Source organism: Halomonas sp. GFAJ-1, assembly GCA_002966495.1.
Lineage (GTDB): Bacteria > Pseudomonadota > Gammaproteobacteria > Pseudomonadales > Halomonadaceae > Vreelandella.
This window is the reverse complement of sequence record CP016490.1, coordinates 2,385,035-2,397,408: the sequence shown is the minus strand read 5'-3', so window position 1 is coordinate 2,397,408 and position 12,374 is coordinate 2,385,035. Positions and strand designations below refer to the sequence as shown.

The 12,374-nt window shown below is 54.5% G+C and carries 11 protein-coding genes; 4 read left to right on the top strand and 7 right to left on the bottom strand.

Going from position 1 to position 12,374, the window contains the following annotated elements; translation table 11 throughout:
• The first annotated feature begins 60 nt into the window (after positions 1 to 60).
• Positions 61 to 612 carry an ATP-binding protein gene (locus tag BB497_10770; protein AVI63140.1) on the top strand — a complete coding sequence of 184 codons (552 nt, stop codon included), beginning with the start codon at positions 61 to 63 and terminating at the stop codon, positions 610 to 612.
• 22 nt (positions 613 to 634) lie between these two features.
• Here BB497_10770 and BB497_10765 read toward each other — a convergent pair whose 3' ends face one another.
• The gene (locus BB497_10765; GenBank protein ID AVI63139.1) at positions 635 to 1,351 is read right to left on the bottom strand and encodes an ABC transporter; all 717 of its coding nucleotides are present in this window, start codon (positions 1,349 to 1,351) and stop codon (positions 635 to 637) included.
• Positions 1,352 to 1,361: 10 nt separating this feature from the next.
• Positions 1,362 to 2,603: a cell division protein FtsX gene (locus BB497_10760; protein AVI63138.1), complete on the bottom strand. Its 1,242-nt coding sequence runs from the start codon at positions 2,601 to 2,603 to the stop codon at positions 1,362 to 1,364.
• Positions 2,604 to 2,802: 199 nt separating this feature from the next.
• Here BB497_10760 and BB497_10755 point away from each other — a divergent pair, with 199 nt between their 5' ends.
• Positions 2,803 to 3,873 carry an agmatine deiminase gene (locus BB497_10755; protein AVI63137.1) on the top strand — a complete coding sequence of 357 codons (1,071 nt, stop codon included), beginning with the start codon at positions 2,803 to 2,805 and terminating at the stop codon, positions 3,871 to 3,873.
• A gap of 9 nt (positions 3,874 to 3,882) precedes the next feature.
• On the top strand, positions 3,883 to 4,785 hold the full coding sequence (locus BB497_10750; protein AVI63136.1) for an acyltransferase: 903 nt from the start codon (positions 3,883 to 3,885) through the stop codon (positions 4,783 to 4,785).
• Between the two features lie 85 nt (positions 4,786 to 4,870).
• Here the strand turns inward: BB497_10750 and BB497_10745 are convergent, their stop codons facing one another.
• The 4 genes from BB497_10745 to BB497_10730 form a co-directional block, all read right to left on the bottom strand.
• Positions 4,871 to 5,818, bottom strand: a complete 948-nt coding sequence (locus BB497_10745; GenBank protein AVI63135.1) for a thiamin phosphate synthase superfamily — start codon at positions 5,816 to 5,818, stop codon at positions 4,871 to 4,873.
• A gap of 87 nt (positions 5,819 to 5,905) precedes the next feature.
• A complete protein-coding gene (locus BB497_10740) occupies positions 5,906 to 7,135 on the bottom strand; it encodes a bifunctional ornithine acetyltransferase/N-acetylglutamate synthase (GenBank protein ID AVI63134.1) in 1,230 nt (409 codons plus the stop codon).
• Positions 7,136 to 7,173: 38 nt separating this feature from the next.
• Positions 7,174 to 9,906 (bottom strand): preprotein translocase subunit SecA, encoded by a 2,733-nt coding sequence (locus BB497_10735; protein ID AVI63133.1) that lies wholly within the window; start codon positions 9,904 to 9,906, stop codon positions 7,174 to 7,176.
• A gap of 69 nt (positions 9,907 to 9,975) precedes the next feature.
• Positions 9,976 to 10,344, bottom strand: a complete 369-nt coding sequence (locus BB497_10730; GenBank protein ID AVI63132.1) for a hypothetical protein — start codon at positions 10,342 to 10,344, stop codon at positions 9,976 to 9,978.
• Positions 10,345 to 10,467: 123 nt separating this feature from the next.
• On the opposite strand from BB497_10730, the gene BB497_10725 reads away from it, so the two are divergent.
• A complete protein-coding gene (locus BB497_10725) occupies positions 10,468 to 10,941 on the top strand; it encodes a hypothetical protein (GenBank protein ID AVI63131.1) in 474 nt (157 codons plus the stop codon).
• A gap of 51 nt (positions 10,942 to 10,992) precedes the next feature.
• Here the strand turns inward: BB497_10725 and BB497_10720 are convergent, their stop codons facing one another.
• Positions 10,993 to 12,165 carry a transposase gene (locus BB497_10720; GenBank protein AVI63130.1) on the bottom strand — a complete coding sequence of 391 codons (1,173 nt, stop codon included), beginning with the start codon at positions 12,163 to 12,165 and terminating at the stop codon, positions 10,993 to 10,995.
• Between the last annotated feature and the right edge of the window lie 209 nt (positions 12,166 to 12,374).

Here is a 12,374-nt window from a genome sequence, read left to right as displayed (position 1 = left end):
CATAGCCGAAGCACTTCGCTATATGGATAATAGGGCGCATCAATCGCAAGAGTATATGACATGCCGCGGCGTTTCCTGCAGCGCTACATGCCTAAACCAGACACGCTAAGACGCCAGCGTTCGTTACGTTTTATGGCGCCGCTCATTGCCGACCCTGGATTATGGCTTTTAACTCGACGAAGCGTTGCCAACGCCTTCAGCGTAGGGCTATTTTGCGCCATGCTACCTATCCCGTTTCAGATGGTGGTAGCTGCGTTGGGCGCACGCCTTAGTCGTTGCAACTTAGCGCTTTCTGTCGGTCTGGTATGGATTACCAATCCACTTACCATGCCGTTGATATTTTATTTTAACTACCGCGTGGGCACCTTTCTATTAGGCGCCCCGGTGCGAGAGGCCCCTTCACGCATTTCAACCCGTTGGATTGCCGAGCAAATGCACGACATCATGCCGCCCTTAATGGTGGGGTCATTGATGACGGCGGTGGTACTAGCGGTTGTCGCTAACGTTGGTATTCGCTTGATATGGCGCTGGCATGTGTCCCATAACTGGAAACGCCGCCGCCTGAAGAGGCGGCAGCGTAGAGCACAAATTGAATCAGAGTTTGACGAGTAGCGTAAAAACTCGCTGAGACGGCCTACGCAGTCACGTCAATTTGTTCCACTAACTGGCCCCCATCAAGCTTCAAAACGCGGTCTTGATGGGCCGCAAGCGCTACATCGTGGGTCACAATCACAAAGGCGCAGGCGCTCTCTTTAGCCAGTTGATCCATCAGCGCTAAAATCGTGCTCGCCGTGGTTTGATCCAAGTTGCCGGTGGGTTCATCCATTAATACAAGGCTTGGGTCGGTTACCAAGGCCCGAGCAATGGCAACACGCTGGCGCTCGCCTCCAGAAAGCTCGCCAGGTTTATGATCAGCCCTCGCCTTCATGCCCACCCGCTCCAGCAACTGCATGGCCCGCTGCTCCGCCACCTTCTTGGGCTGACCGCGAATGATCAGCGGCAACGCAGCGTTCTCCACCGCGCTAAACTCAGCTAGCAGGTGGTGGAACTGGTAAACGAAGCCAATATAGCGGTTACGGAACTTGCCCAATGCCGCTTCATTAAGACCTGATAGCGGCTCCCCGGCAATCACCACGCTACCGCCACTTGGCCGATCAAGGCCGCCGAGCAAATTGAGCAGCGTTGTCTTACCTGAGCCCGAACTACCCACAATGGCAACGCGCTCGCCAGCGCGCACCTGTAAATCAAGCTGGTCAAGCACGGTAAGGTCTTGTGGGCCTTCACTGTAGACTCGCGTCAAGCCTTGGCACTGCAACATAATTGCCCCTGGCTGCGGTATCGATGAGGTCATTAAATCATCCTTATTCATAGCGCAATACGTCCGCAGGCTGAACACGCGCCGCCCGCCAGGCAGGGTACAGCGTCGAGAGGAACGTAAGCCCGAAAGCAGCCACTACGATATCCCTTACATCTGCCCAGTGTAAGCGGGAAGGCAGGTCGCTAATAAAGTAAACGCCAGCATCCAGGAATTGAATACCCAGCACACCCTCAAACCAGCCGATCAAGTCAGAGATCGTTAGAGCCAATAAAATCCCGACCCCGACGCCCACCGCAATACCAATCAAACCAATTGCCAAGCCTTGAACAATGAAAATACCCATGATCGAACGCGGCGTCGCCCCGATGGTGCGCAAAATGGCAATGTCAGCGCGCTTGTCGGTCACCACCATGACCAGTGTTGATACAATGTTAAACGCAGCAACAGCGATAATAACGGTGAGCAGCAGCGCAATCATGCGCTTCTCCATTTGGATCGCCTGGAAAAGGCTGCCATGGGAAAATGTCCAGTCAGTACCGCGATACCCGGATCCTAGTTCGTTCACAATCGCTTGGGTTTCACTACCGGCAAGGAAAAGATCGTCAAGTTCGAGACGCAGCCCCCCAACGGCATCACCCAACCGCGCCAGCGTTTGCATATCATAAATATTGGCGTAGGCCAGGTTGGCATCTAAATCGGCACCCACGCTAAAAATCCCGCTTACCGTAAAGCGCTTTAAGCGCGGAAACACACCCGCCGGCGTAATTGAGGCTTCGGGCACTAACAGCGTGACCCGGTCGCCCACGCCAACGCCTAGACGACGCGCCAGCATTGAACCCAGCACTACGTTCCACTCCCCAGGCACTAAGTCGGCTAACTCGCCCTGGCGCATATGTTTGCCAATAATAGACACTTGCCCTTCCCAATCAGGGTGGATGCCGTTCACCATGGCCCCCTGATTACGCCCGCCAGCGGAGAACATACCCTGCTGTTCAATAAAAGGGGCCGCGCCGATTACCCGCTCACGCTCAACTAGCTGTTCAGCAAGTGCCTCCCACTCCACCAACCCTTCCTGCGCCTCAATTTTGGTGTGGGGCACCATACCCAAAATGCGGGTTCGCAGCTCATGATCAAAGCCATTCATTACCGACAGCACTAAAATCAGTACTGCCACACCGAGCATAAGGCCCAGCATTGAGGTTAAGGAGATAAACGAAATAAAGTGGTTCCGGCGTTTAGCGCGCACATAGCGCAGCCCCACCAGAAAAGGCAAACGATCAAGCATGGCAGTCTTCCTTAATAATAAGCGCCCATGGTACGGTTTTTTTAGCAGGGCTGCATGTGCAAACGCAGCCTTAGAGCGGTATCGAGCAAAGCCGTTCCCTATATCAAGGTAAGGCTTGCATGTTTCTGGGCAAGCCCCTACATTGCGCCGGTTCCTCTTGCCCCAAGGGTAAGTCTTTTTACTTCTATTAAGAGCATCTGTGACGTTGGCTACCAAGACGCATCGCCTGCTGCCGGAATGGCACCCCCAAGATGGCCTTCAGCTTACCTGGCCCCGCTCAGACGGTGATTGGGCGCCTTTATTATCGCGTATCGAAGCGACGCTTGAACGTATTGTTATTGCCACAGCACGCTACCAGCGCGTGCTGATCAGCCTCCCTGATGAGGCAACACGCGCGCGTCTAGCCGCGACGTTTGCCGCCTATGGTATTAGCAAACATCAGCTGCTACTGGTGGTTGCGCCCACCGACGATACATGGGCGCGAGACCACGGGCCGATTACCGTCATAGATGAAGACAATCAGCCGCTGCTGTTGGACTACACCTTTACCGGCTGGGGCGGAAAATTTCCCGCTGAGCACGACAATCAGTTGACCCTGTGGCTAGCGGATGCGGGCGTGTGGGCCTGCCCAGTCGCCTCTCGGGAGCTGGTTCTTGAAGGTGGCGGTATTGAAACGGACGGCGAAGGCACTCTACTAACCACCGAGGCCTGCCTGCTTAACCCCAATCGCAACCCAACGCACTCCCGCAGCGATATAGAAACAATGTTGGCCGAGGACTTTGGCGTTGACCGCGTTCTATGGCTGGCCAATGGGCACCTAGAAGGCGACGACACCGATAGCCACATTGATACCCTGGCGCGCTTTTGCAACCCTTCAACCATTGCGTACGTGACCTGCGATGACCCCAGCGATCCCCACCATGCCGCTCTTAAGGCGATGGAGCAGGAGCTTAAGGCATTTCGTCAACGCAACGGCGCGCCTTATAACCTTATCCCTTTACCCTGGCCGCAAGCATGTTTTGACCCGGATGATGGCCATCGTTTACCGGCGACCTACGCTAACTTTTTAATCATCAATCAGGCCGTTTTGGTACCTACTTACGGCGACCCCGCCGATATGGTCGCGCTACAGGCGCTAACCCAGGCATTCCCTGACCACACGCTGATACCCATTGAGTGCGCAAGCGTGATTCGTCAGCATGGCAGCCTGCACTGCTTAACCATGCAACTGCCGAAAGGCACCCTTACTCCAGTCACCCTTGAATCGTAAGGAGCTATTATGACGCATACGCTTATCGTGGGTGTCGTCCAACAGCCCGCGTGGCCTGATAAAGCACGCAGCCTTGCCACAAGCGAAGCGGGTATCCGCGACGCTGTTGCGCAAGGTGCCCAGTTAGTGCTGCTACAAGAGCTTCACGCTACCCACTATTTTTGCCAATACGAAGACCCAGCACTGTTTGACTTGGCCGAGCCGCTTGATGGGCCGACGGGTCAACGCTTAGCGGCGCTGGCGAAAGAGCTGGATATTGTGCTGGTGGGTTCGCTGTTTGAGCGTCGCGCACCTGGGCTATATCACAATACAGCAGTGGTCTACGATCGCGCCCAGGGGCGCGTTGGTCAGTATCGCAAGATGCATATACCCGATGACCCAGCATTTTATGAAAAATTCTACTTCACCCCAGGTGATGTAGACGACGTCCGGGGAGAGGGTTTCACCCCTATCGACACCTCGGTTGGCCGGTTGGGCGTTCTGGTGTGCTGGGACCAATGGTACCCGGAAGCCGCTCGTTTAATGGCACTAGCAGGTGCAGACCTGCTGCTCTATCCCACGGCTATTGGCTGGGACCCTAACGATGACGATGCAGAAAAAGCCCGCCAAAAAGACGCTTGGACCCTTATCCAGCGAGCACATGGCGTCGCTAACGGCTTGCCGGTATTGGTCGCTAACCGAGTAGGCTTTGAGGCTGATCAATCGGGTGTTGGTGACGGTATTGCGTTTTGGGGTGGCAGCTTTGTATGCGGCCCCCAAGGGGAGCTACTGGCCCACGCGGGCGAAGACACCCAACAGCTCGTGGTCGAGATTAATATGGCACGCAGCGAGCATACCCGTCGCATTTGGCCCTACCTGCGCGACCGCAGGATCGACGCTTACGGGGATTTAACCCGCCGCTACCGCGACTAGCACAGCGTTTTCCTAGGCTAAGAAAAACGCCTGCTCCATCTCTGGAGCAGGCGTTTTGTTTAGCTAACCCATTAGAAAGGTCAGCTTATTTCCAAAAATCACGAATCGAGGCAATCCCTTGGGCACCTACAGCGCGGGCGTGGTTAGCATCAAAGCGCGTCATGCCGCCCAGCGCAAACACCGGCATGCCCGCGCGCTCAACGAGCTGCTGGAAATCGTGCCAGCCGAGGGGCGCCACTTCAGGGTGCGAAGGCGTAGTGCGCAGCGGCGAAAGGGTTACGAAGTCGCAGCCTAGCACCGCCGCTTTAGAGAGCTGCGCCTGATCGTGGGTCGAGGCAGAGAGCCACTTGCTCTCGGCTATCGGTCGACGATCAATATTCATTAAACGCTCACTGGTCAAGTGAATGCCATCGGCGTCCACCTCATCAAGCAGCGCGGGGTCCGCATTAAGCACAAGACGAGCATCGTGCTGACGGCAAAGCGCTAAGGCACGTTCTGCCCGTGCAAGGTAAGCGGCTGTATCTAGCTCCTTGGCACGCAGCTGAACAAGGCGTATGCCATCTTCTCGTAGTGCCCGCTCTAGAAGGGCCTCAAAGCGCTCTTCATCTGCCTCTTCACCGGTAATTAAATAGTCAGTGGGCAGCATGACTGCCCGTAAAATCGGCAGATTAGCCGCAGGGAAGGGATAGTTTGCCAACTCCTCCATGGGTACCCAGCGCACCGCCTGACCTTCGCGCCCAAAGGGTTCGCCGGCAAACTCCTGAACTTGCCAAACATCCAGCAGGATATGCTTATCAGGGTACTCGTGGTGAATACGAATCAGCGGCCGAGCGCGTACAATTTCAACGCCTAGCTCTTCATGTAACTCACGCTTAAGCCCTTCCAGCCCAGTTTCATAGGGCGCCAGCTTGCCGCCGGGAAATTCCCACAGGCCGCCGTGATCGACGTTTGAAGGCCGACGCGCTATTAACACTTGCTTTTGATCGGCGCTAATCATTGCAGCCGCCGCGACATGAACTCGTCGTTTTACCATTACACTCATTACGTCTTATCCACTTTGTACGCGCCGCCCTCATTAAAGACGGCGCTTTATCACTGCATTAGCACCCTACTACTGAGGCTAGCTGCGGTAATCTGCGTTGATGGTCACATACTCATGAGAAAGATCCGAGGTCCATACAGTGGCACTCTCTGCTCCCCGCCCTAAGTTAATCCGGATAGTAATTTCATCCTGCGCCATCACCGCACTACCTGCTGCCTCTGTGTAGCTGGCCGCACGACCGCCGCTCTCAACAAGCCGCACATCATCAAGGTCAATTACAACACGGTTAACATCAAACGCGTCTATGGGAGCCCGGCCTACTGCGGCCAAAATACGCCCCCAGTTAGCATCCGAGGCATACAACGCGGTTTTGACCAATGGTGAGTGCGCAACGGTAAACGCCACGTTCAGTGCTTCTTGACGGGTCGCAGCATCGTTAACCTGAAGTGTGATGAGCTTTGTCGCCCCTTCCCCATCACGAATAATTGCCTGGGCAAGCTCAGTCATCACACGCTGTAGCGCGTTACGAAATACCGCAATCTGCTCATCGCTTTCGATACGCGCACCGCTGCCTGTCGCCGCTAGCATGCAGGCATCATTGGTCGACGTATCGCTATCAACGGTAATACAGTTAAACGAACGATCAACAGTTTCGCGCAGCAGTGTTTCGAGAAGCGTTTGCTCTATAGCGGCATCGGTAACCACAAAGCCCAGCATGGTAGCCATATTGGGCTTAATCATGCCGGAACCTTTGGTAATGCCGTTAATCGTGACCTGCTGCTGACCAATGGCCACCGTTACCGTAGCACCTTTCGCACGGGTGTCCGTGGTTAGTATCCCTTCCCCTGCGTGCTGCCATGCGAGGCTGGAGTTAGCCAGTGAACTGACAGCAGTTGGCAGACCTGCCAACAAACGCTCCATGGGCAGCGGCTCACCAATCACCCCTGTTGAGAAAGGCAGTACCTGGCTTTCTGCCACACCCAGCTGGGATGCTAAAGCGGCGCAGCTTGCATAGGCATCCTGCAAGCCCGTTTCACCCGTTCCAGCATTGGCGTTACCAGTATTAATTAGCCAGTAACGTGGCGCGATACCTTCACTTAAACAGCGCGCTATATGTGCTTTAGCCACCGATACAGGTGCTGCACAAAATGCATTTCGAGTAAAAACCCCAGCAACAGTGGCGGACTCAGGCAGCTCAATTACCACCGTGTCACGGCGATCAGGTTTCTTAATACCCGCCATTGCAGTGCCTAGGCGTACCCCCTTTATAGGGGGTAGCTCAGGAAAGGGAACGTTTCCCACCGCCATACTTTTCTCCTTCACATTAGCTCAAGAGCGCTGAGCGATTAGCTTAACTTACCGCAGCACTGCTTATATTTTTTGCCTGAACCACAGCTACATGGGTCGTTGCGACCCACTTTGGGCCCTTCCCGACGCAGCGGGCGGCCGTCAGCACCAGGTAGCTCCTGAGCGCTCTCGCTATTTTGCGCAGCGGGTTCGTCGTGTCGGCTATCTGCGGTCGCTTTTTCACGGGCTAACTCTTCACGGCGCTTCTGTTCTAGGGCATCAACCTCTTCAGGCTGGCGCACCTGTACATGGCTTAGAATGCGCGTGACGTCTGCTTTTATGTTGGTTAGCAGGTTTTGGAACAGCTCAAACGATTCACGTTTGTACTCCTGCTTGGGATTCTTCTGAGCGTAGCCGCGCAGGTGGATACCGCGGCGCAAGTGATCCATCGACTGAAGATGCTCTTTCCAGCGAGTATCCAGCACCTGCAGCATCACCTGCTTCTCAAAGCGACGAATCAACGCAGCGCCTGCTGCCTCAACTTTGGCTTCATAAGCTTCGCGGTGCATAGCTTGCAGGCGTTCACGGAGAATCTCTTCGCTGAGTCGCTCATCTTCTGCTGACCACTGCACCACAGGTGCGTCAAGGTTAAACTCTGTCTTCAGGTACGCTTCTAAACCCGGCAGATCCCACTGCTCCACCAAACTTTGCGGCGGCACAAAATCGCTGATCGCTTCTTCCATGACCTCTTCACGAATACCCAGCACTGCATCAGAGATATCATCAGACGCCAGAACTTCATTACGCTGATCATATATGACACGACGCTGGTCGTTGGCCACATCATCGTATTCAAGCAGCTGCTTACGAATGTCGAAGTTACGCCCTTCCACCTTTTTCTGAGCGCGCTCAACGGCGTTGGAAACCATTTTATGCTCAATGGCTTCACCTCGTTCTAAGCCCAGCGCCTGCATCAACCTCTTAACGCGATCAGAGCCAAACAGCCGCATCAGGCTATCTTCCAAGGAGAGGAAGAAACGTGTGGAGCCAGGGTCACCCTGACGACCGGCGCGGCCACGCAGCTGATTGTCAATGCGGCGTGATTCGTGACGCTCGGAACCTACTACGTGCAAACCGCCCGCTTGTAAGACGCCATCATGGCGCTTTTGCCACTCAGCTTTTAATGCGTCAACTTGTTCCTGGGTGGGGTTTTGCAGCTTCGCCGCCTCTGCTTCCCAGTTACCCCCCAGCATAATATCGGTACCGCGCCCGGCCATGTTGGTGGCAATGGTAATCGCCCCTGGACGCCCTGCCTGGGCAATAATTTCCGCTTCGCTCTGGTGCTGCTTGGCGTTCAAGACATTAAATTTCAGCCCCGCCTCGCGCATTAAGCGGGCAAGAAACTCAGAGGTTTCAATTGAAGCGGTACCTACCAGTACAGGCCGACCGGCTTCTGTTTCGGCTTTAACATCCTTAATAATGGCTTCGTACTTCTCTTCCGCACTAAGGAAGACCAAATCATTCAGATCTTTCCGAGCTAGCACACGATTAGTCGGAATCACTATCACGTCTAGGCCATAGATCTGACGGAATTCAAAGGCTTCTGTATCAGCCGTACCCGTCATACCCGCCAATTTTTCATAAAGGCGGAAATAGTTCTGGAAGGTAGTGGATGCAAGCGTTTGGCTTTCGCGCTGAACGGTAACGCCCTCTTTGGCTTCAACGGCCTGGTGAAGCCCCTCAGACCAGCGGCGACCCGGCATAGTACGACCGGTATGCTCATCAACAATAACGACTTGGTCTTCAGCGACAATATAATCAACGTCGGAGTGATAAAGGTGGCGGGCCCTTAGGGCGGAGTGCATGTGCTGTAAAAGATTAAGATTTTGCGCAGCGTAGAGTGAGTCCTCTTCACCCAGTAGCCCCTCTGCACGCATCAAGGCTTCTACTTTGTTATGGCCCTGTTCGGTGAGTTCAACCTGTTTTTGCTTCTCATCCAGCAGGAAATCGCCGGTTACAGTGGCCTCTTCATCTTCTAACACCTCGCCTTTTTCCAACTGCTGGGCAAGACGGTTTACGATGCCATAAAGGTCGGTATTTTCATCGACCGCGCCAGAAATGATCAGCGGTGTACGCGCCTCATCAATGAGGATTGAGTCAACCTCGTCGACAATGGCGTAATGCAGGCCGCGCTGCACTTTATCCTCAAGCGCGAACGCCATGTTGTCGCGCAGGTAATCAAAACCAAACTCGTTGTTGGTGCCGTAGGTGATGTCACACTGGTAGGCATGACGCTTCTCTTCACCACTTTGACCAGCAAAAATCACGCCGATGGAGAGGCCCAAAAACTCATACAACGGACGCATCCACTCAGCATCCCGGCGCGCCAGGTAATCATTCACGGTAACAACGTGCACACCCTTCTCAGGTAGCGCGTTTAAATAAACCGCCAGGGTCGCTACCAGCGTTTTACCCTCGCCAGTTTTCATTTCCGCAATGCGCCCGCGGTGCAGTGTCAAACCACCGACCATTTGCACATCAAAATGACGCATGCCCATTACTCGCTTACTCGCTTCACGCACTACCGCAAAGGCCTCGGGCAACAGGCTGTCGAGCGTTTCACCATCGCTTAGCCGTTGGCGTAGATGCGCTGTTTTACCTTGCAGATCGGCATCGCTTAATCCTTCCAACTCCGGTTCTAACTTATTCACATTAAGCACATTTTTCTGCATGCGCTTTACTTCGCGATCGTTTTTAGAGCCGACTACTTTACGTAACAAATTATTAATCATGAAAGTTCCAAATCATCATGAGCGCCCTACACCCAGGCGCCCTTTTTATATAAGGCAAATAAATTAGTTCTAACGTAGGAAGGAGTAAAAAGGAGGGCCGCGCTGGGTAAGCACATCTTTAGCCGCCACTAGGCGGCGCTTCACCACCGGTAATAAACGAGTGCGCGCAGGTAGTCGTGTTAACTGGCGAGTAAGGGTGCTAGCCCAGTAGCGCAGCGCGCGACGCTTTTTGGCAATCCACCTAGACTGTGCGCGTAAAATAGCTGGCACCCAAAAGCAGATACTGACGCTACGCTCACTGCCACGAAACGCATCTGCCGAGTGTAAACTTGCAGGCAACAAGCAGCTTACCAGAAGCCCAGCCAACCACCAGCGCGCTAGGCCATGTCGGCGCTGCCGCCGTGGCGAAGCGGTTAAGATATCTGGCGTTAACGACATGCTGTGGGCTAGCTCCTGGGCGTGTTAGGCTCTTCTGATCGGCGCTCGATCGAGTAGACTATTAATGGTCGCCCACTATGGGCTGCCAACGGTTTAGATTAAGAGATCACGGGAATTAAGCGTATGAGTATAAAGGTTAAGCGATCTCACGCACAGCCCATCACCCAACTGCTGTCTAAGTCAGGCGATGTTGGGCAACTAATGCGTCAGTCTCGCTTAATTGACCAAGCACAGCGGCACTTACGCGCTCACCTACCCGAAGAAATGCGTGAGCATATTTTCGTAGGCGGGTTTCGTGATGGGCGCTTAACGCTGATTAGCGGCCAAGCCAGCTGGCTAACGTGGCTTCGCTACGAGCAACGCCATCTACTTACCCTGCTCCACCAGTTACCTGGGTTTGAAAGCGTCAGCGCTTTTACTTTAAAAGTGCGCCCTGTACGACCAGTGGAGAGCCCCAAACGCTATACTAGATCGCTTTCTAGCAACGCCGGAAAAACCTTGGCTGAGTGCGCTAAAGATACCGACAACCCGGCGCTCAAGAAAGCACTAGAGCGCCTAGCCTCCCACGCCCCACACCACTCTGAACCTGAAAAGTGACTGCTCCCCACCCTACGTCGCTACGCAACCACGGGTGAGGCTTCCCACGTCTTAGGCCGCAGCCGGTGCGTGACCGGTCTTACACAGGCCTCGATGGGCAGAGACGGACAGCCCTTCCGCCTTTAATTTTAAAATGCCTTGCTGGCGAATAGTGATCGCGGCGTTTACGTCACGGTCAATCGCCTTTGTGCCACAGCTTGGGCAATCCCAGGTGCGGACACTGAGGGGCATTTGTTCGACTTTGTGGCCGCAGCCCGCGCAGGTTTTGGAGCTGGCGAACCATTGGTCGATTCTGACCAGATGCTTGCCTTGCTGCTTCGCCTTATACGCCAGTTTTTCGATCAACCTGCTCCAACTGGCATCGGCAATATGCTTGGCCAGCTTGCGGTTTTTGAGCATGTTTTTCACGCTCAGTGTCTCAACCACCACCGCTTGGTTGTCGTCAATGAGTTGTCGAGACAGTTTGTGCTGGAAGTCAGCACGCACATTCCCCAGCCGCTCGTGCGCCTTGGCGAGCATTAGCCGCGCTTTCGCACGGCGCTTGCTACCTTTCTGGCAGCGTGAAAGCGCTTTCTGCTTGCGGCGTAGGTTGGCAGACGCCAGCTTCAAGAAGCGAGGATTGGCGACCTTGCGGCCAGTGGAGTCGATGGCCAGATGCGTTAAGCCCATATCGACCCCCAGCACCGTCTCCACCGTTTGCAGCGGTGCGGCTGCCTCCACACCATCCTCCACCAGCAGCGAGGCAAAATACTTGCCCGTGGGGGTGCGGGTCAGTGTGATGCTTTTCAGCGTGCCGGCGATCTCTCGATGGATTCGGGCTTTAATCGGCGTAAGCTTGGGGACTTTGATCCAGTCATCACCCGCCTTAACGCTGGTGCAGTGATAGCTCGATTGCTTGCCATGCTTGCGTTTAAAGCGCGGATAGCGGGCTTTTAGCTGGGGGTTAAAGAAGTTCTGGAAGGCGCGATCCAAGTTAATGCACGCCTGTTGCAGTGCGATAGAATCAAACGCTTTGAGCCAGTGGTAGTTGCGAGACTTCTTCGCCACCGCCAACAACGGCTTGAGGTCTTTCTTAGCGCGCAGCTTGGTGCCATGGCGCTTGTACTGCGAGCTGATAATGTGCAGTGCCTTGTTGTACGTAAACCGCACCGCCCCGAATTGCTGATTCAAGAAATCAGCCTGTTCGGGGCTGGGGTAGATGCGTACTTTGGTGGCTGTTAACACAACGGCTTCAACTCGTTGACTGTATGAATGTATAGTGCCAGATAAATACGAAACTACAACTCCTGCAGCGCTAGCGCGCTGCCCGCTTGTATCCCCGCCCTCAATCGGGCGAGGGTTTACGCGGATTTTTGCTAAAATGCGTACCCGAAATGCATAAAGCACCGCCTAAGCGGTGCTTTATAAGATGGGGCACACATCAGGTTTTTCAA